Annotated in this window: 21 protein-coding genes and 1 tRNA gene; 7 read left to right on the forward strand and 15 right to left on the reverse strand. The window is 41.1% G+C overall.

The window, feature by feature from the left end:
- Positions 1-14: 14 nt before the first annotated feature.
- A complete protein-coding gene (locus BFP97_RS05565; RefSeq protein ID WP_069841464.1) occupies positions 15-860 on the reverse strand; it encodes a universal stress protein in 846 nt (281 codons plus the stop codon).
- 151 nt (positions 861-1011) lie between these two features.
- Here BFP97_RS05565 and BFP97_RS05570 point away from each other — a divergent pair, with 151 nt between their 5' ends.
- From BFP97_RS05570 to BFP97_RS05580, 3 genes are read left to right on the forward strand one after another with little or no spacing between them, the layout of a single operon-like run.
- Complete coding sequence (locus tag BFP97_RS05570; protein ID WP_083262446.1) at positions 1012-2109, forward strand: efflux RND transporter periplasmic adaptor subunit; 1098 nt, start codon at positions 1012-1014, stop codon at positions 2107-2109.
- Positions 2106-3365, forward strand: coding sequence for an ABC transporter permease (locus tag BFP97_RS05575; RefSeq protein ID WP_069841465.1), 1260 nt, complete (start codon positions 2106-2108; stop codon positions 3363-3365). The genes BFP97_RS05570 and BFP97_RS05575 overlap by 4 nt, the downstream gene beginning before the upstream one ends.
- Complete coding sequence (locus BFP97_RS05580) at positions 3362-4063, forward strand: ABC transporter ATP-binding protein (RefSeq protein ID WP_069841466.1); 702 nt, start codon at positions 3362-3364, stop codon at positions 4061-4063. The genes BFP97_RS05575 and BFP97_RS05580 overlap by 4 nt, the downstream gene beginning before the upstream one ends.
- A 19-nt stretch (positions 4064-4082) precedes the next feature.
- Here BFP97_RS05580 and BFP97_RS05585 read toward each other — a convergent pair whose 3' ends face one another.
- On the reverse strand, positions 4083-4502 hold the full coding sequence (locus BFP97_RS05585; protein ID WP_069841467.1) for a cyclic nucleotide-binding/CBS domain-containing protein: 420 nt from the start codon (positions 4500-4502) through the stop codon (positions 4083-4085).
- A 192-nt stretch (positions 4503-4694) separates the two neighbouring features.
- Between BFP97_RS05585 and BFP97_RS05590 the strand changes: the two genes are divergently transcribed.
- On the forward strand, positions 4695-5105 hold the full coding sequence (locus tag BFP97_RS05590) for a hypothetical protein (RefSeq protein WP_069841468.1): 411 nt from the start codon (positions 4695-4697) through the stop codon (positions 5103-5105).
- Between the two features lie 2 nt (positions 5106-5107).
- Here the strand turns inward: BFP97_RS05590 and BFP97_RS05595 are convergent, their stop codons facing one another.
- From BFP97_RS05595 to BFP97_RS05605, 3 genes are all read right to left on the reverse strand, one after another.
- Positions 5108-5560: an Hsp20/alpha crystallin family protein gene (locus BFP97_RS05595; RefSeq protein ID WP_069841469.1), complete on the reverse strand. Its 453-nt coding sequence runs from the start codon at positions 5558-5560 to the stop codon at positions 5108-5110.
- Between the two features lie 91 nt (positions 5561-5651).
- Positions 5652-5999, reverse strand: coding sequence for a hypothetical protein (locus BFP97_RS05600; protein WP_139135198.1), 348 nt, complete (start codon positions 5997-5999; stop codon positions 5652-5654).
- Positions 6000-6030: 31 nt separating this feature from the next.
- Positions 6031-6231 (reverse strand): dodecin family protein, encoded by a 201-nt coding sequence (locus tag BFP97_RS05605; RefSeq protein ID WP_069844215.1) that lies wholly within the window; start codon positions 6229-6231, stop codon positions 6031-6033.
- A gap of 216 nt (positions 6232-6447) precedes the next feature.
- Here BFP97_RS05605 and BFP97_RS05610 point away from each other — a divergent pair, with 216 nt between their 5' ends.
- Positions 6448-6954, forward strand: a complete 507-nt coding sequence (locus BFP97_RS05610) for a hypothetical protein (RefSeq protein WP_069841471.1) — start codon at positions 6448-6450, stop codon at positions 6952-6954.
- A 4-nt stretch (positions 6955-6958) separates the two neighbouring features.
- Positions 6959-7324, forward strand: coding sequence for a GerW family sporulation protein (locus BFP97_RS05615; RefSeq protein WP_069841472.1), 366 nt, complete (start codon positions 6959-6961; stop codon positions 7322-7324).
- A gap of 50 nt (positions 7325-7374) precedes the next feature.
- Here BFP97_RS05615 and BFP97_RS05620 read toward each other — a convergent pair.
- From BFP97_RS05620 to BFP97_RS05630, 3 genes are all read right to left on the reverse strand, one after another.
- Positions 7375-7447: transfer RNA gene (locus BFP97_RS05620), tRNA-Thr, on the reverse strand.
- A 102-nt stretch (positions 7448-7549) separates the two neighbouring features.
- The gene (locus BFP97_RS05625; protein ID WP_069841473.1) at positions 7550-9727 is read right to left on the reverse strand and encodes a DUF349 domain-containing protein; all 2178 of its coding nucleotides are present in this window, start codon (positions 9725-9727) and stop codon (positions 7550-7552) included.
- Positions 9728-9787: 60 nt separating this feature from the next.
- Entirely contained in the window at positions 9788-10363 is a 576-nt protein-coding gene (locus BFP97_RS05630) for a YqgE/AlgH family protein (protein ID WP_069841474.1), read from the reverse strand.
- A gap of 105 nt (positions 10364-10468) precedes the next feature.
- Here BFP97_RS05630 and pdxH point away from each other — a divergent pair, with 105 nt between their 5' ends.
- Positions 10469-11110 (forward strand): pyridoxamine 5'-phosphate oxidase, encoded by a 642-nt coding sequence (gene pdxH / locus BFP97_RS05635; protein WP_069841475.1) that lies wholly within the window; start codon positions 10469-10471, stop codon positions 11108-11110.
- Here pdxH and bshB1 read toward each other — a convergent pair.
- The 7 genes from bshB1 to BFP97_RS05670 form a co-directional block, all read right to left on the reverse strand.
- Positions 11107-11823 (reverse strand): bacillithiol biosynthesis deacetylase BshB1, encoded by a 717-nt coding sequence (bshB1, locus tag BFP97_RS05640; protein WP_069844216.1) that lies wholly within the window; start codon positions 11821-11823, stop codon positions 11107-11109. The genes pdxH and bshB1 overlap by 4 nt on opposite strands.
- Before the next feature lie 57 nt (positions 11824-11880).
- Entirely contained in the window at positions 11881-12849 is a 969-nt protein-coding gene (gene trxB / locus BFP97_RS05645; RefSeq protein WP_069841476.1) for a thioredoxin-disulfide reductase, read from the reverse strand.
- Positions 12850-12976: 127 nt separating this feature from the next.
- Positions 12977-13840 (reverse strand): RNA polymerase sigma factor RpoD/SigA, encoded by an 864-nt coding sequence (locus BFP97_RS05650; protein WP_069841477.1) that lies wholly within the window; start codon positions 13838-13840, stop codon positions 12977-12979.
- A 90-nt stretch (positions 13841-13930) separates the two neighbouring features.
- Complete coding sequence (locus BFP97_RS05655) at positions 13931-16069, reverse strand: polyribonucleotide nucleotidyltransferase (protein ID WP_069841478.1); 2139 nt, start codon at positions 16067-16069, stop codon at positions 13931-13933.
- Positions 16070-16162: 93 nt separating this feature from the next.
- The gene (gene rpsO / locus BFP97_RS05660) at positions 16163-16438 is read right to left on the reverse strand and encodes a 30S ribosomal protein S15 (RefSeq protein WP_069841479.1); all 276 of its coding nucleotides are present in this window, start codon (positions 16436-16438) and stop codon (positions 16163-16165) included.
- A gap of 72 nt (positions 16439-16510) precedes the next feature.
- Complete coding sequence (locus BFP97_RS05665; RefSeq protein ID WP_069841480.1) at positions 16511-18214, reverse strand: LptF/LptG family permease; 1704 nt, start codon at positions 18212-18214, stop codon at positions 16511-16513.
- Positions 18215-18293: 79 nt separating this feature from the next.
- Positions 18294-18689, reverse strand: coding sequence for an START-like domain-containing protein (locus tag BFP97_RS05670; RefSeq protein WP_069841481.1), 396 nt, complete (start codon positions 18687-18689; stop codon positions 18294-18296).

Below are 18689 nucleotides of genomic sequence, written 5' to 3' on the forward strand. Positions count from 1 at the left end.
CGATTATTCGTACTCTATTTACCCTCTGGGATGCCCAGAACAGGTATTTCTGTAAACTTGATTACATCCTCAATAGTACTGCCGATCGCTTCCCAAGAGTGGCGCTTGCCGTAAATTGGCATGGATACCATGTCGATTGCGTTATCATCACAGTACCTAAGCAGGCCTGTTTCAAACTTATAGGCATTGACGATATCGACTTGCTCCACTAAACCTTCAGGAATAGATTTGACATATTCATTCATCCTATTCTGGATTTCGTGAGACTCTCTGAAGGTGGCCGGTGTATTGACAAAAAACAATCGCAATCGCATATTGAATTTTTGAATGTGCTTTATCGCCTCTGCTAATTCACCTTTATGTTCTGAATCGAAATCAGAGACGAATACCGCCTTGTTCAAATCAGTCGGCATGTCTGTCTTCTTGGTCACAAAAACAGGCACATTTGTATGGTGAAGTACCCTCAAGGTAAACGAGCCAATCAGGAGCCCTTTGATTCCAGATCGTCCATGAGCCCCCATTATAATTAAATCGGACTCATAGTTTTCTGAGTGTCCCAAAATAGCTCTATACCCCTTGTTATATACCATAAAGCTTTCAGCATGCACTCCTTTATCATGTAGCAAAGTAGTTCTATCGGCCAATTCTTTTCTAGTGATGCCCAATTGATCTTTCACCATAGCATACATGGTTCCCTCCGATTTCTCAACCATTGAAACCCAATCCGGTGGAATATCCGCAATATGCAAGACATGTACTTGAGCACCTGAACGTTTTGCCAGATCAGCACCAATGGCCAAGGCATGATCAGCCGTTTCAGAATAGTCTGTTGGTATTAGAATTTGATATTTTTCCTCCATCTTTCTTCAATTTTAATTACACCTTAAACAACTAATAATGACAAGATTATAACATGATGAGGATCATCTCATTTACTGATTTTAGTAGCGCTTTAATTGAACCTTGACTGCTTACTTATGACTAGTAAAACAAAGCGACTAAATTCTAATAATGAAAAAGCAAGTATATCGGCTGATGTGTATTGGTGTTCCGCTCTTTGCACTTTCCTATTGCCAAAGAGCAGAGCAATCCTTGAGCCCAGAAGTGACTACACTGACTGAATCGGTATATGCTTCGATTACCGTCCAACCGGAGGACCTTTACAATGTCCACTCGTCCGTAGGAGGTATTATCAAGGATGTCTTAGTTGAAGAGGGTGATTCAGTCGCATACGAAACACCACTGATACAGATTAAGAGCACCAACCCTGAAATGAACTTAAGAAATGCACAACTGGCATTGGATTTAGCCAAGCGCAATTATGAAGGCAGGGCAAATGTCTTGAATGAAATCAGGGATGAGATTTCTATTGCCCAATTGAAACTCGAGAACGATTCAATCAACTTTGTCAAGCAGCGAAATCTCTGGAATAAAAATATCGGTACACAAAATACCTATGAAACCCGGGAACTTGCCTACCTCACGGCCAAGGCCAATCTTAATTTATTGAATAACCGACTCTTGAGAACAGAACAAGACCTGCTAACGAAATGGGAAGAAGCCCAAAACAACTATCGCAATGCAAAAAGCACTCAAGGTGATTACACAATAAAAAGTAGAATCGAAGGACGTGTCTATGAGGTAATGAAAGAGCCTGGCGAAATTGTAAATGTTCAAGAACCATTGGCTGTCCTGGGAAATGCCAAGCAATTCATTATTGAAATGGAGATTGATGAAGTGGATATTACCAAGATAGTCCTTGGTCAGCGCACAATCATATCACTGGATGCTTATCCCGATGAAGTATTCAACGCTTTCATTAGCCAAATCTATCCCCGTAAAAACATGGCCACCCAGACCTTTAAAGTAGAAGCCAAGTTTTTAAACCCTCCTACTAAACTGTTTTCCGGACTTTCAGGAGAAGCTAACATCATAACAAGAGTGAAAGAAGAAGCTCTGGTAATCCCAAGAACATACTTAACAGATAAGAATGAGGTTAAGACCGAGGATGGTTTGGTACCTGTCCAAACCGGACTTCAGAGCCTGGATCAGGTAGAAATTTTATCAGGTATTGATGCAACGACAAAAATTTATCTCCCTAAGCAATGAATTGGTCAACGATACTTGGTATTTCTAAAACACACTTAAAGTCAAGAGTCAAGCAGTCCTCCATTGCCGCCTTAGGGGTCACATTCGGTATTGGCACCTTTATTACACTCGGCAGCTTTATGACGGGGCTCAACGGCTTGCTTGATGGTCTGATACTGAATCGTACCCCGCATATTCATATTTATAACGAAATAGCCCCTTCAGAAGAACAGCCGATAACGCTTGCAGATGAGTTTGTGGATGGAATCAACATCATTCATTCGATCAAGCCGAAAAAAAGTCAACTCCGTATTCACAACGCCCTACCCTTGATTAATCACCTTAAAAACCAAGAAGGTGTCAGAGGGGTAATTCCACAGGTACAAGCTCAGGTATTCTATCTAGCTGGTTCAATTGAGCTGAATGGCGTGGTCTTTGGGGTGGATGTAATGGAAGAAGATCGGCTATTCAACATAGGCGACTATATTATTGAAGGCAGTGTTCAAGACCTGGCCAGAAATAATAATGGAATTATTCTTGGGGCCGGACTGGCCAAAAAATTGTCCCTCAAAGTTGGTGATCGTGTACAGCTGAGTTCTGTCAATGGAGGCTTATTCCCACTCAAAATTGTAGGCTTCTATCAAAGCGGTCTTGCCGATATTGATAATGTTCAGAGCTATGTGAACCTGCCCACAGCACAACGCATTTTGGGAGAAGGCAAAAACTATATATCCGATATTAATGTGAAGCTCTTCGATATGGAAGAAGCCCCATTAATGGCATCACAAATCAGCAGCCAGTATAATCTTACTGCTATTGATATAAAAACCGCCAATGCTCAATTTGAGACAGGCACTCAAATCAGGAATATCATTACCTATGCTGTATCAGTCACCTTACTCATAGTAGCTGGCTTTGGGATATACAATATCCTGAATATGATGATCTATGAGAAAATGAATGACATTGCGATTCTCAAGGCAACAGGTTTTTCTGGTAAGGACGTAAAGATGATTTTCATAAGTCAAGCTCTGATTATAGGGTGCATTGGAGGTGTACTCGGCCTGATGATTGGTTTCGGGTTATCAGTGGGCATATCGTACATTCCTTTTGAGACTGAGGCGCTTCCAACCATCACTACCTTTCCAGTAAACAATGATCCGAGTTTCTACATCATCGGCATAACTTTCGCCTTATTGGCTACCTTCTTTGCTGGCTACCTGCCCGCCTCAAAGGCTGAGAAAATTGATCCTGTGGATATAATTCGAGGACAATGAACACTGATACACCATATGTACTCGAAGCTCGAAATATCAACAAGTATTTCAGAGAGCCAGTACTTTTTCATGTATTGAAGGATATCAGCTTTGGCATTAAGCCTGGTGAATTTGTATCAATCATGGGCAAGTCAGGCTGTGGTAAGTCTACTCTGTTGTACATTTTATCTACAATGGATACAGACTATGATGGCAGCCTGCTACTCAATGGTGAAGAACTTTATGGAAAGTCAAATAAGGAACTCTCCGTGGTCAGAAATGAGCATATAGGCTTTGTATTTCAATTTCATTACTTGCTTCCTGAGTTCACCGTTCTAGAAAATGTTATGCTTCCTGCGAAGAAATTGGCAAAGAAGTCTTTAGCAGAAATAAGAGAAGATGCCATGCAAAAGCTAGACCTCTTAGATATTGGAGATTTAGCGGATAAACTAGCCTACAGAATTTCCGGTGGAGAAAAACAACGTGTGGCTATAGCACGAGCTTTAATCAATGAACCAACTATCATTATGGGCGATGAACCTACCGGAAACCTGGATAGCAAGAATTCTGATAATGTATTTGACATTCTCAAACAACTCAGCGATCAAAAAGGGATGTCACTACTGGTGGTCACACACGACCTGGACTTTGCACAGAAAACTGACCGAATCATTGAGATGGCTGATGGCCAGATCAATGGGAACGCCTATCGAGCATAAGGCGTCCCATAAACCTTCTTTATATCCTCTGCTTACTTTTCTTATTAGGTGTAGGCGGATTTTTCATCACAAATTTATGATCGTCAAGCAGTGCCAATAAGTCGAATGAACTAATAATGCCAACAATCTCCTTCTCGTGTGTCACTATCAGGTGGTGAAAGTGGTGTTTACGCATCACTTTGGCAGCCACTGAAACGTCATTGTATGCAGGAACCGTATACACATGACCGGACAGGAGTTGACTCACTTGAGAACTATCACCCGGGTTGATCTTAAAATCATTTGTGGTTACGATACCCACCGGTTCGTTATCAGAATTCACCACAGGAACACAGCTGATTCTATTTTTGGTCATCATTTCCTTGACATGACCGATTGACTTATGTGGTTCTGTAGTTACTACATTTTTGACCATTAAGTCGGCTATCTTAATATTCATAGGCTTTTTAATTTGACTAAAGCTACATGATCAAATAGCCTGCAGCACCTGAGATCGCTTAGCTGAATAGGTGATTTATATCAGTTCCGTAAACACAGTCATAGACTTAGCTGATGCTTGTCAACCTCTTCCCTAACATCTGTCATTGCCTAGCGATAACTTTCAAAATATCTTGTATCAAAAGCTAATAAAATGGAAAGAGTAACAGGGATATGGCTGGATTTTGATCAGGCATTTATTTATCACCTCCAAAAGGGTAAGAATGATTTTGTGATTGTCGATTCTGAGGTTGAGCATTTCCATTTGGTTGGAGGCTCTGGAAGTTCGACACCCTATGGACCTCAAGAGGCTGTTTCAGAAAAGAAACATCTGGAACGCAGAAAGCACCAAACCAAGAACTACTACGATAGGATCCAAGCGCACTTAAAAGGAAGCCTGGAAGTAATGATAACAGGACCTGCTGAAGCCAAGGTAGGGTTGCTTAATCATTTGGATAAAGCGAATGACCGCACGTTTAACATACACCCCATTGGTAGGGCCGATAAGATGACAACCAATCAGATAAAGGCTGCCATCAGGGATTTCTATAAACAGCGAAGTTAAAATTAAGTCACCTTAACTTTAACCCTAGGCTTCTTCTTTACCTCACCATTATACGGCAGGTAAATCTTAAGTAATCCATCTTTGAACTTTGAACTAATGCGGTCTCTGTCAATATCAGGCTCTAGCTGGAAGCTTCTTCCCAGTATGTCATAATCTAAGTTTTCAGAATCATTGACTTCTCCTTTCATGTCCTTCTCCGCTAAAACTTTTAATAAATCTCCTTCTACGAGAATCGTGATTTCTTTTTTGACAAAGCCTGGTAAGGCCATTTCGATTTCATAGGTTTTAGACGTTTTCTTAATGTTAGCAGGTATCTTGGGCGCGATCCAACTATCATCAAAAGCGTTGCGTCCCAGGAAGTGCTCTCCATCAAAGAAACTTCCATAAGCATCCCCTATCCTGTGAAACGGACTACTCTTTATTCTTCTCCATCTTGGGTTTCTATCTCGTTGCATATTTCTGTGTTTAAGTCTTTTCTTCCCTCCGAAATTAGACACTGAGTACCCAGAAGCCTATGATGCGAGTCAACCTCCTGGGTGATTGTAGTCACTTTCGAAAGTATTGGCTGACATGAAATAGGACCCCGAGAAGGATTAGAGGTGTGGCGACCATTGCAAGTGATGAAGCAGAGAACTCGTCCATAAAGAAAGCATAAAAGAAACCTCCCATGATAAAGAGCGTTCCACCAATGCGGGCCTTTCGCCATGAAATGGCTGTAATGATTAAGAGGACAAAAACTGGGAATAGGTAGACGATGAAGGGTGAATTCGATATGCCATCAGTCGCTGCTTCCTGATATGCCTCGATGGCAAAGACTGATAACACGACCAATAAAACCATCGATAATAATCGAGGAGTGTAAAACAGAAAAGGTCTATCTATGCGATTGCTCATAATTATTTTAAGTATGAGGTACTAGGTACATTTACTCTATACCGAATGTCACCTTTGCATTCACTCGATACTGAACAATTTGATTATCAATTACTTTTCCACTCATTTCCTTGATATATACCGACTCAATGTTTCTGACATTTTTTGAGACTTGTTTTACTGCTTCTTGTGCCGCGTCTTCCCAACTCTTGGTAGAAAAGGCAAGCACTTCTACTACTTTATGAACTCCCATGATCATTTGTTTAAATGGGTCCTAATTAAGTGAGGAATTGTGTCGACAGCAATGACACTGGTTTTTGAGCTGGATGACATTGATCATCAAGGACAGCCATTGTTCAGTAATCTACTGGCAAAACAACCCTATAGTGATTGGAATCACGGCTGGTGATGACCGGGCTCATCTGATCAGCCAACGTCAATGGGTAACTTCGTAGACTAAATAATTAAAGTGTATTGGGTGATCTATATCCCTTTATTGGTTGTCGTGATCGTGGTCATATGGGTACTTGTAAAGCCTATCGTCATTATTTGTGATTCGCATTCAAATACCTACCAGGTTTTTCAAAAAGGCACATTTTCTTTCTCAGTTCTCACGGGTGAGTTGATCACAACAGAATTAAGAATTCTTGGAAGAAGAGTTCGAACTGATTCAAACGAGAAAAAGAAAAGAAAGAAGTCGAAGAAGAAGGACGGCAAACGCAAGGTTCGGCACCCGATAAAGCTATTTAAAAGGTGTATGAGGGCATTCAAGGTTAAAAAGCTATTGATAGACGTGGATACGGGAGATGTTGTTTTGAATGCAAAACTGGTGCCCATAGGGTACTTCTTGACAAATGCTGAAAGGCATCGATCGGTTCATTTCAATTTTGAAGGTATCACCACCTTGAAGTTAGAAGCCCATATCAGATTGCATGTCATTCTGATCGCACTTATTCAACAACTATTTAAAAGATAATATTATGGAAATGAATTTTGAGACAATGCTTCAGAAATTAACAGACTTTATAGAAACTGAGGCCAAAACAGAAACAGTAGTAGGTGACGAATTCAAACTAGGAGATTTCGTTTGTGTACCCGTAATACGCCTAGGAGTTGGTTTTGGTAGCGGTGGAGGAACTGGTTCTTCCCCAAAAACCGGAACAGGAGAAGGTGGTGGAGCTGGTGCTGGAATGGGTATAGACCCTATTGGTTTCCTGGTATCGAAAGGCGACCAAATCTCGTTCGTTAGTACGCATCAGAACAAGGGGCTATCCGCGGTTTTCGAGAAAGTACCTCAACTGATTGAAAAAATGATGGCGAGTAAAAAGGACACTGTGAAAGTTTGAAGGAAGGGGTAAAACAAAAAAGACAGTCACTTTCGTAACTGTCTTTTATGAGCCTCCTATCGGGATCGAACCAATGACCTACTGATTACAAGTCAGTTGCTCTACCATCTGAGCTAAGGAGGCTTTTTTGCTTTTCGTTCAAAGCGAGTGCAAAGATAGAAGTGTCTTCTAAAATTGCAAAGCTGCTAATGTCAAATTTTCAAAGATTTTTCAACCCTTTGGTTGTCAAATACTTCTTAAGATTCTTAGTTGCTTTTTAAGGCTTTGGACTTCTTCTTCAGCCTTAGCAATCTTTTCATCAAACTCTTCTTTCAGCTTATCAGCCGTCTTAGAATTAGCAAAGAATGCGAGGTTATTGTTCCAAAGTGAAATATTATCCTCCAGTTCGGAAATCTTCCTTCTTAACGTAGACTCCTTCTTCTGGAATTTCTTGTCTGCTCCCCCTCCTTTATTTCCACTAGAGAGTTCTGCTTTTAGCATCAATGACTCAGCCTCTGAAGCTTCAAGTCCAAGGCTATCTACATATACCTTGACAGACTCCTGAAATTTTGCTTCAATAGATTTAATGGCACCACGAGGTACAAAACCAATTTCGTTATAAGATGCAATCAATCCCATCAACTCTTCTTGAGAACCTGCTTTGCCTTTAGCCTTCTCAGCCATTTCAGCCAGTACTGCCTCTTTCTTCTCCTGATTCTCCACGTAAGCCGACTCGGTTTGATTGAGTTGTTGACGCTTGTTATTAAAGAATACATCACAGGCCTCCTTGAATTTGGCGTAAACTGCATTACGTTGCTTTTCAGGAACTGGCCCTATTTCTTTCCACCTACGCTGCAGCTGTTTTAACTGCTCTGCGGTTTTATCCCATTCCTCACTGCTTTGAAGAGCAACGGCCTCTTCTACTAAAGCTTCCTTCTTAGCAAGATTCTCTTTTCTTAAAGACTCGAGCTTCTTGAAAAACTCATTTTTGTTAGCGAAGAACCCCTTGAAAGTAGACCAGAACGATCGGTTAATCTCTTTCGCATTTTCACGAGGCACACCACCAATGGCTTCCCAACGCTTTTGCAAATCGAGGATTTCTTTGGTCTTAGCGTTCCAATCATTTATTCGGTCTGAATTGAATGACGAGAAAGTGGCCAACTCATCGATGAGTTCTTGCTTCTTGACCAAATTCTCCTTGAGGTCACCTTTCAAATGCTCTAAGAAGCCTTTACGCTTTTGATAGATAACATCTGAAGCCGCTTTGAACCTTTTCCAAAGTTCTTCTTGCACTTCTCTTGGTACAGCCCCAATGCGCTTATATTCTTCGTGTAATTCATTCAATTGAATCACAGCGTCTTTGACATTCTCAAGGTCATTCAAGGCCTCTGCCTTCTCACATAACTCGGTTTTTGCTACCTGATTCTTCTTTCTGTCAAGATCTTTGAGCTCAAAAAGTATATGTCTGTTGTGGTAGAAACGGTCTAATAGGGCATTGTAATTGGCCCAAAGCGTCTTGTTGTACTGGCTCGGCACCGGACCGATCGCTTTCCAAACTTCCTGAACTTCTTTAATAGGTTTTAGGCTTGTGGTAGCTTCCTCACCATCGACTAGTGATCTTAGCTTCTCAAGCAGTTCCTGCTTCTTTTCAAGGTTACGGGTTTTATTGGCTTCACGCTCTTTGTAATAAGAGGCTTTTCTATCCCTTAATAGTCTAAGAGAAGCATCGAAACGATTATAGAGCTCATCATGCCTGAACTCAAAACCTTCTTCTTCCTCTCCTACCTCAGCCTTAAACTTTTCTTCTGCTTCTTTTCTGAGATTCGATTCAAACTCTGTGAAAAGGGGTTCAATTTCTTTTAGTACACGATCGGCACGTTTGAAGCTATCTTGCTGGGTGAGCTCCTCTATGGCCTCAACTAGCTGCTCGCGAGTATAAGTGGTGTAATCAGGAAGCTCTTCTTCCTCCTCTTCGCTTTCCGCACTAGACTCTTCTTCAGTTTTATCGGTGGTTTCTTCGTTGGAGACCTCGTCTGTGGTGCTAGATTCAGGTGTTTCAGAAGTACCTACTTCAGCAGGGGACTCGGCTTCTTGAACTTCAACCACAGCAGCCTCCTCAGCAGGTTTATCCTCCACCTCTTCAGTGGCAACCTCAGTAGCCGGTTCTTCAGCAGTCTTATCCTCAGTTTCTTCGGTAACAACCACTGGATTTGGTTCTTCAGCAGTCTCAGGAGCGTCTTCCTCAACTTTAGCTTCTACTTCTGGAGCATCTGTTGAGTCCTCTTTGTCAGAAGATGGTTCTTCTACAGCCTGAGGTGTTTCGATTGTGTCCTTTTCTTCTTGTGGGGTTACTTCTTGTTGCTCTTCAGCCGCAGATTCTGGCTGATCCTTTTCCTCCACCTTCTTATTCTTGTCTTCACTCATGTCTCTAATTGCTATCGGCTTTGCAGCCGCACCGTTACAGTATCAAATTTAGTAAAACTATTAATTCAAGCGAGGATCAACCGGGTAATTTGAAAACACCTTGTACTTACCTCCCATTTGCTTCAAAATAGACTTCCAGAGGATGTCTGATTCCATATCGAAAATCTCGTTAGCTGTGGCTTTTTTACGGACGAACCAGGACTGCTTGTCTAATTCAGATCTCAACTGACCAACACCCCAACCCGAGTAACCGAGATAAAACTGAATATCTTCTTCTCTAATGAGATTAGAATTCAGCAAAAACTTGATTTGCTCAAAATCCCCACTCCAATATAGACCATCGTTTAATTGAATTGAGCCTTCAACTTTATCCTCAAGTCGATGAATGAAATGTAGGGTATTCTGCTCTACAGGGCCACCTATATTCAAGTAAGTCGGAAAAGTAATCCTCTCCTCCAATACATCATCCAGCTTCAAATCCGAAAGCTTATTCAGCACAAGGCCGAAGGTTCCTTCATCATTGTGCTCACAAATAAGAATGACTGTTCTTTCAAAATTCGGATCATTTAAAAACGGTTCAGATAAGAGGAAATCTCCTGGTTCTGGATCGGGAATATTTTTGTCGTATTGAAACATATGCTCGCTTCAAAGAAAATTATAAATGCATTTTTACTTTGCCTAACGAATTAGAAAAACTTTCGTCTAAAGGTGTTGTTATATTTGCACTGAAATATTGGATACATGACAGACACCATTGCTGATTTAAGAAAGGAGTATACCAAAGCTTCTCTTGATATAGAATCTGCTGACTCTAATCCTTTCAAACAATTTGAAAGATGGTTTCAGGAAGCTCAAAAAGGCGAGCTGCTTGAACCAAACGCAATGGTATTGAGTACCACTGACAAATCAGGTCAACCTTTCCAAAGAACGGTACTCATGAAAGCCCTAGATACTGATGGCATTGTATTCTATACGAATTACAAGAGTCGCAAGGCTCAGCAGATTGAGGAAAATCATCAAGTGTCGATATTATTTCCTTGGTATGCTATGGAACGTCAGGTGTGCATTCAAGGTGTTGCCGAGAAGGTAAGTACTGCTACATCACTCAAATATTTCACGAGTAGGCCTCACGGAAGCCAATTGGGAGCATGGGTATCTCAGCAAAGCTCCGTAATAAGCTCTCGCAATGTCTTAGAAATGAAGCTTGCCGAAATGAAACGAAAATTTAAGGAAGGCAAAGTACCGTTGCCAGATTTTTGGGGTGGTTATAAGATCAAACCGACATCTTTTGAGTTTTGGCAAGGCAGGCAAAGTCGCCTACACGATCGCCTTCTTTACGAAAAGGAAAGTGAGAACTGGAAGGCCTCTCGACTTGCGCCTTAAATCAAATCAAATACTGAATTAGTACCTACCGTTCGCTCAACAGTGAAGCCCTCTCCATATTCGACACCAATCTCGTGACCATAATGGATTCCGCGAGAATCGATCATTTTCATAAATCTCGGAGAAGAGATATAGGTTTCTGGCTCATCGCTATTTGGATCGTGAAACTGCGTTTTAAAGGCTCTGATAGCCTTCATTTTAGTTTCCCAAGCAGAACTTACATCGACTATAAAATCTGGTGTATGTGGGATACTTTGAATATAATGATAAACTGCCTTAGGTCTCCAGGGCGTTTGTTCAACACCATCAACTTCTGTTTTGATCATGGCTAAACCGGCCAGAAAACAAGCTTCCTTAGATAAAAATGAGGCCCTTCCATGATCTGGATGGCGATCATCAATTGCATTGGCAAGAACAATTTCTGGTTGATATTTTCTGATCGCTTTAACGACCTCTAATTGATGCGCTTCATCATTTTTGAAAAAACCATCTCTGAACCCAAGGTTCTCACGTGCTGAAATCCCCATGATCTCCCCTGCCGCTTTTGCCTCTTGCATTCTGATTTCAGGAGTACCTCTTGTACCAAGTTCTCCTTTTGTAAAATCGACAATACCTGCCTTTTTTCCTTGTTGGACAGCCTTGATCAGGGTACCAGCACATGACAATTCCACATCGTCCGGATGGGCTGCTAAGGCGAGAATATCTAGTTTTATCATGTTCTTGAAATAAAAAAGCCACCCCGACATATCGGGGTGGCTTTTGGCTTTTGTCTACTCAGCTACTTCCGCTGTAGACATTTCAAATTCTTTTTCTGCAAGGAACCTCTCCGCGTCTAATGCTCCCATACAGCCAGTACCTGCAGCTGTGACCGCTTGGCGATATACCTTATCTGCGGCATCTCCCGTTGCAAATACACCTTCTATATTTGTATGAGATGTTCCCGGCTTTACTTTCAAGTAGCCTGTCTCATCCATATCTAACCAGCCTTTGAAGATATCGGTGTTTGGCTTATGACCAATGGCCACAAAGAAACCGCTTACTTCTAGCTCTCTCTTTTCTCCAGTCTTGTTATTCACAACTCTGGCTCCTGTTACGCCAACCTCATCATTACCGAGAATCTCTTCTGTTTCAGTATCCCAAAGGATTTCAATATTTGGAGTGGATTTAACACGTTCTTGCATGATTTTAGAAGCGCGCATTTCATCACGCCTTACAATCATGTAGACCTTCGGGCATAAGTTGGCAAGGTATGTAGCCTCTTCTGCTGCAGTATCGCCAGCACCAACAACAGCAACAGATTTTCCTTTATAAAAGAAACCATCGCACACTGCACAGGCAGAAACACCTTTATTAGCGAAAGTTTGCTCAGAAGGAAGCCCTAAATACTTAGCACTTGCCCCTGTGGAGATGATTACTGACTCAGCAGTTATCTCATGCTTATCATCAATCCAAACCTTGTGAGGATAACTAGAGAAATCAACTTTGGTGGCAAGACCAAACCTTAAATCGGTTCCAAAACGCTCTGCTTGTTTCTGAAAATCAACCATCATCTGAGGACCATTAATTCCGTCAGGATAGCCTGGATAGTTTTCTACGTCATTTGTCGTTGTCAATTGGCCACCTGGCTGGCCTCCGGTATAAAGCACTGGGCTTAAACCTGCTCTTGATGCATAAATGGCCGCTGTATATCCTGCCGGGCCAGAGCCGATGATTAATACTTTTACGTTTTCTGTCGTCATCTCCAAATTTCCTGTTTCATCAAAACTAATCGATTAACAACTTTTTATCAAAGGATTGTTCCCCGATCATGTCAAAATAAAAAAGGCCCTCTTTCGAAGGCCTTCCTTTTGCCAATTATCTTATAAATTAACCTAAATAAGGTTTCAAAGCTTTACTTCTAGAAGTATGTCTTAACCTCCTGATTGCCTTTTCCTTAATTTGTCTTACTCTCTCTCTTGTCAAGTTGAATTTCTCACCTATCTCTTCGAGCGTCATGGAGTGTTCTCCATTAAGACCGAAGTAAAGTGTAATGACATCTGCCTCGCGCTGCGTCAATGTAGACAAAGCTCTCTGAACCTCTCTTCTTAAGGAGTCATTCATAAGGCCGGTGTCAGGCTTCTCTTCCTGATCATTTTCGAGTACATCTAACAAGCTGTTTTCTTCACCTTGTACAAATGGTGCATCCATTGATACGTGTCGGCCAGAAATCTTCATAGTATCTACCACTTCTTTGGTAGTTACTTCTAATACTTCTGCCAATTCATCCGGAGATGGCTCACGCTCAAACCGCTGCTCTAACTCTGAAAATGTCTTTGAGATTTTATTTAAAGACCCTACTCTGTTCAATGGCAGACGTACAATACGAGATTGCTCAGCCAATGCTTGTAGAATCGACTGTCTAATCCACCAAACTGCGTACGATATAAATTTGAAACCACGCGTTTCGTCAAACCTCTGTGCTGCTTTAATCAGTCCCAGGTTTCCTTCATTAATCAAATCGCCTAATGAAAGCCCTTGGTTTTGATATTGTTTGGCAACAGAAACAACGAAACGAAGGTTAGCTTTAGTTAATTTTTCCAACGCAAGTTGATCGCCTTCTCTGATTCTCTTCGCTAAATCTACTTCTTCGTCAGGGGTCAAAAGATCCACCTTGCCTATTTCCTGAAGGTATTTATCAAGAGACTGCGACTCTCTGTTGGTAATCTGCTTACTAATCTTAAGCTGTCTCATTCAAACTTTGGGTTTATCCTTGTGTAATAGAAACATTTCGAACAATATGAAAAGTAGGAAAAGTTCCTACTTTATCAAACGCTCAATATTCTATTTCTGTTCAGTTTTATTCTCTGGTTTCGGAAGAAGCACTTTTCTAGAAAGTCTGAACTTACCAGTCTTCTTATCAATACCGATTAGTTTAACACTAATCTCTTCTCCTACTTCCAGTATTCCGTCCATTTTTTCTAGACGTTCCCACTTAATCTCCGAAATATGAAGTAAGCCATCTTTACCAGGCATAAACTCAATAAATGCACCAAAAGGCATAATTGACTTCACTTTACCTTCATATACTTCTCCAACGTCAGGAACCGCTACAATAGTCTTAATTCGACCGACAGCAGCCAACATAGCGTCTTTGTTTACAGCAAACACTGTAACGACACCTTTGTCATCCACTTCTTCGATATTGATTGTAGCACCAGTTTCTTTCTGAATTTCCTGAATTACTTTTCCACCAGGTCCAATAACCGCTCCAATTTGATCTTTGTCAATTTTGAAACGCTCAGTTCTAGGCACATGTGGTTTGTAGTCTTCTCTAGGTTCGGTAATCGCTTCAGCCATTTTACCAAGGATGTGAAGTCTACCTTCTTTCGCTTGGTTAAGGGCTTGCTCTAATACCTCGTAAGACAATCCGTCTACTTTGATATCCATCTGACAAGCAGTGATACCCTTTTCAGTACCTGTTACCTTGAAGTCCATATCACCCAAGTGATCTTCGTCTCCAAGAATATCAGATAGTACAGCATATTTTCCAGTTTCAGCATCTGAGATCATACCCATTGCAATACCAGAAACAGGAGCCGAAATCTTGATACCTGTATCCATAAGTGCCAATGAACCAGCACATACGGTTGCCATTGAAGACGATCCATTAGACTCAAGAATGTCAGAAACAATTCTCATTGTGTATGGATTAGAATCTTCTGGTGGAAGTACCTTTTTGATAGCTCTCATGGCAAGGTTACCGTGTCCAACCTCTCTTCTACCAGGACCTCTGTTTGGTCTTACTTCACCAGTTGAGAAACCAGGGAAGTTGTAGTGAAGAATGAACTTATTATAACCGTTCATGGTAGCACCATCGATCATCTGCTCATCAAGCTTCGTACCTAAAGTACATGAAGTCAAAGATTGCGTTTCACCTCTAGTAAATAGAGCTGAACCGTGTGCTGATGGAAGGTAGTCTACTTCACATGAAATCGGTCTGATTTCATTGAACTCTCTACCGTCAAGCCTCTTAGAATCGTTAAGAACGAAGTCTCTAGCTGCTTTTTTATGAATCTTCTTAAAGAACTGTTTGATTAGGAAACCATCGTATTCATGATCTTCAGGAAGTGATTCCATCCATTCATCTTTGATAGCTCCAATATTAGAGCTTCTTACATATTTGTCTGCAATTGCCTGTGAAACAGAAGCGTAAAGCTTGTCATAGAGTTCGGCATGCATCTTTTCGTAAAGCGCATCATCCTTCTTCTCATGATCGTAAGTTCTTTTTTCAGTAGTACCTGCCTCTTCTGAAAGTTCGATTTGTGCTTGACACTGAATTTTAATGGCATCATGAGCGACTTTCATTGCTTCAAGCATATCTGCTTCAGAAACTTCACTCATTTCACCTTCAACCATCATGATGTTGTCCTTATCGGCAGCAACAATGATTTCAAGATCAGATTCTTCTGTAATCGCTTTGCTAGGGTTCACTTTGAACTCTCCTTCATGTCTTACCACACGTACCTCAGAAATTGGTCCGTTGAAAGGAATATCTGAAACTGCTAATGCTGAAGACGCAGCTAGAGCCGCTAATGAATCAGGCATTACATTTTCATCGTGTGAAATCATTGAGATCATTACCTGCGTATCAGCATGGTAATCATCAGGAAAGAGTGGTCTTAAAGCTCTGTCAACTAATCGACAGATCAATACTTCGTGATCTGATAGTCTTCCTTCTCTTTTAAGGAATCCTCCAGGTATTTTACCTGCTCCTGCAAACTTCTCTTGGTAGTCCACTGATAGTGGAAGGAAGTCTACATCTTCTTTGGCATCTTGAGAAGATACTACAGTGGCGAGTAACATTGTGTCACCCATTCTAACCACAACTGAGCCATCTGCTTGTTTTGCCAGTTTACCCGTTTCTATTGTAATTTCAGCGCCATCGGGCATTTTGATGGACTTAGTGATAACTTTTGTCATATATGTTTTATAAAATAAGAAAGCAGGGTGTCGTTACAACCTGCGTTTAGTTCGAAAGGAAAAAGAGGGAACTCTTACGAATTCCCTCATATATTATTTTCTCAATTTCAATTCTGCGATGATTGCTCTATATCTTTCGATATCCTTTGCATAAAGGTAATCTAGCAATCTTCTCCTTTTACCCACCAATTTCAAAAGACCTAATCTTGAAGAGTGATCTTTCTTATTGACTTTTAAATGTTCTGTAAGGTGGTTGATACGGAAGGTAAAAAGCGATATCTGAGACTCAGGAGAACCCGTATCTGTTTTTGCTTTTGACCGACCATGATTCTCAAACAACTCTTGTTTCTTTTCGCTTGATAAATACATGCTTAGCTAAAATAAAATGTAATAAATAATTAAACAGCCGCAAAGGTAGGCATATAACTGAGAACTAGCAAACTAGGTTGTTTTTAATTCTTTCTTCTTCTTGAAGAGTTTTTTGACCTTATCAAGGGCATTTACATAAAAGTCTGGTTCAAAGAGACGCGCATCATTTCTTGCCTGTCGTAAGAAGAAAAGACCGAAAGGCAACAATGCAGCATTAGAAATCCAGACAGCAATGGCAGGGTCCATTACCCCTTCCTTCCCCCACTTTTCGCCAGTCGTATTGAACACATAGTAGATTAAAAAGAATATAACGGAAACGATTACTGGCAACCCTAAACCACCCTTCTTAATAATCGCCCCTATAGGTGCTCCAATGAGAAACATCACCAAGCACGCCAATGACCTTGCAATTTGCTGATTCTTAGTCACTACAAACTTTCTTTGGTCTCTTTTGACCCCGTCTAAGGCGATCACTCTAGAATTCAGTACGTTTCTGGCCGATCGAGATTTATTCACTCCATAACTCAGCGCATTACTCATTCTTGTACCATCCCCTTTGTAGTAATCATTAAAACGCCTCATGTTTTGCTCAAAGGTGTTCTTATTTACTACAGGCTCATTAGATTGCTGAGCAATTGTTTTAGCGGTAATGCCTTTAGCCGCGACCTTCAAACCACCTGAAGGCTCCTTTCCTTCCTGAACATCAAGTACCTGCTTATTTTCAACAACGGCCAACTTCTTATCTTCGGGATTAGGCACTACATCAATCGAGTCTCTCAAAGTCTCTTTAACTTCTCGCCTGGCATCTCTCAAGGAATCATAGTATGCCTTTGGGATCGTGATTTGGTCCGGCACTGGAACATCTTTCACATAGTGATAGGTAAAGGTATTAGCCACGAAATTGAACATCTGTTCTTCCTTCTGATGGATGTCCCTTTGCATTGAGTCGATTCCGGTAATCAACTGTTCACGTGTTTGAACCAATCGACTACGCCTAAACAAACTCTCATCCGTATCACCCATGTCGAAAGATGACAGGTCGAAGTACATACGGCTGCTTGTGAATTTATCTCTCACAAACTGACCGCCAGCTACCTTTTCCTCATACTTTTCACTCACTCCTTCTTCATACCGCACACCACGATAAAGCTCCAAGGCCAGATATCTTTGATTCATGAATGAATACATACGACCAGAATCAGCCAAGATCACTTTGGTATTACCTTGAGCATTAGGATTTGTATGATCGTAGATGATAATATCCTTAAGTTGTTCGTCACCGATCTTTTCATTCACCTTAATACTATAGCCCGGGATTCCTGTATAAAACACACCCTCCTTAATATCCAAGGCTGGCTTCTTAGTTCTCATGTCCCAAAGCAGACTATAAGTCTTAAGATTGGTCTTTGGCACCAATTGCGTATTGGAATAATATGTAAAACCTGTCAAGAGCACGACAAAAAGGAAGATTGGCAGCAGGGCGCGCACCAACGAAATACCTGAACTCTTAACCGCAGTGAGTTCTGAGTGCTCTCCCAAATTACCGAAGGTCATGATGGAACTCAGCAGCACTGCCAAAGGAAAAGCATCGGGAGAGCTTGATATGGAGAAGTATGTAATAAGTTCACCAAACGTAGCTACACTTAAACCTTTGCCCATTATTTGGTCAAAGTACTTAAGGAGCGTAACCAAGAGTAATATGAAATCTACTACGACTAGTGTCAACAAAAAGGGCCCTATAAACGACCCAAATACTAACCTGTCTATCTTCTTCATTCAAATATCAATACGCGCGGTAACGTCTCAAAGATCATGCCTTTAAGCTATTTTTTCAAAAGAAATGAAGAAATAAAGATTAGCCCCCAATGATCTGCTTAAGCGAGTAGACTATGTTTTCCCATAGGTCTTGCTGCTCTTCTGGATCATCCAAGTCTGAGTAATCGGTAATTTGAATAAAAACGGACTGAGTCAGTTCGTTCACATTCAACTTGAGCTCTATATAGTTTGGATCATCCTTGTCCTCGTCCGTTTCCGGCAAGAATTCAAACTTAACACTCACATTAGCACGTTGAGCTGCTTTTATTGCTCTGTGATCTTCTCCGTCCCAAAGAAAGCTATAAACCTTGTCTTCATTAATGTTAACGTCATCTGCAAACCATTGAGCCAAACCACTGGCTGTGCTCAGGTATGGAAAAAGCATTTTTTGAGAAGCGTTAATCTCGAATTCGGTGATAAACTTGTTCTTTCCCAT

The organism is Roseivirga sp. 4D4 (genome assembly GCF_001747095.1).
GTDB lineage: Bacteria > Bacteroidota > Bacteroidia > Cytophagales > Cyclobacteriaceae > Roseivirga.

Excerpts from the sequence above, each read along its gene's own strand:
- BFP97_RS05565 (WP_069841464.1), bottom strand. The coding sequence starts at position 860 with ATGGAGGAAAAATATCAAATTCTAATACCAACAGACTATTCTGAAACG.
- BFP97_RS05570 (WP_083262446.1), top strand. The coding sequence starts at position 1,012 with ATGAAAAAGCAAGTATATCGGCTGATGTGTATTGGTGTTCCGCTCTTT.
- BFP97_RS05575 (WP_069841465.1), top strand. The coding sequence starts at position 2,106 with ATGAATTGGTCAACGATACTTGGTATTTCTAAAACACACTTAAAGTCA.
- BFP97_RS05580 (WP_069841466.1), top strand. The coding sequence starts at position 3,362 with ATGAACACTGATACACCATATGTACTCGAAGCTCGAAATATCAACAAG.
- BFP97_RS05585 (WP_069841467.1), bottom strand. The coding sequence starts at position 4,502 with ATGAATATTAAGATAGCCGACTTAATGGTCAAAAATGTAGTAACTACA.
- BFP97_RS05590 (WP_069841468.1), top strand. The coding sequence starts at position 4,695 with ATGGAAAGAGTAACAGGGATATGGCTGGATTTTGATCAGGCATTTATT.
- BFP97_RS05595 (WP_069841469.1), bottom strand. The coding sequence starts at position 5,560 with ATGCAACGAGATAGAAACCCAAGATGGAGAAGAATAAAGAGTAGTCCG.
- BFP97_RS05600 (WP_139135198.1), bottom strand. The coding sequence starts at position 5,999 with ATGAGCAATCGCATAGATAGACCTTTTCTGTTTTACACTCCTCGATTA.
- BFP97_RS05605 (WP_069844215.1), bottom strand. The coding sequence starts at position 6,231 with ATGGGAGTTCATAAAGTAGTAGAAGTGCTTGCCTTTTCTACCAAGAGT.
- BFP97_RS05615 (WP_069841472.1), top strand. The coding sequence starts at position 6,959 with ATGGAAATGAATTTTGAGACAATGCTTCAGAAATTAACAGACTTTATA.
- BFP97_RS05625 (WP_069841473.1), bottom strand. The coding sequence starts at position 9,727 with ATGAGTGAAGACAAGAATAAGAAGGTGGAGGAAAAGGATCAGCCAGAA.
- BFP97_RS05630 (WP_069841474.1), bottom strand. The coding sequence starts at position 10,363 with ATGTTTCAATACGACAAAAATATTCCCGATCCAGAACCAGGAGATTTC.
- pdxH (WP_069841475.1), top strand. The coding sequence starts at position 10,469 with ATGACAGACACCATTGCTGATTTAAGAAAGGAGTATACCAAAGCTTCT.
- trxB (WP_069841476.1), bottom strand. The coding sequence starts at position 12,849 with ATGACGACAGAAAACGTAAAAGTATTAATCATCGGCTCTGGCCCGGCA.
- BFP97_RS05650 (WP_069841477.1), bottom strand. The coding sequence starts at position 13,840 with ATGAGACAGCTTAAGATTAGTAAGCAGATTACCAACAGAGAGTCGCAG.
- BFP97_RS05655 (WP_069841478.1), bottom strand. The coding sequence starts at position 16,069 with ATGACAAAAGTTATCACTAAGTCCATCAAAATGCCCGATGGCGCTGAA.
- rpsO (WP_069841479.1), bottom strand. The coding sequence starts at position 16,438 with ATGTATTTATCAAGCGAAAAGAAACAAGAGTTGTTTGAGAATCATGGT.
- BFP97_RS05665 (WP_069841480.1), bottom strand. The coding sequence starts at position 18,214 with ATGAAGAAGATAGACAGGTTAGTATTTGGGTCGTTTATAGGGCCCTTT.
- BFP97_RS05670 (WP_069841481.1), bottom strand. The coding sequence starts at position 18,689 with ATGGGAAAGAACAAGTTTATCACCGAATTCGAGATTAACGCTTCTCAA.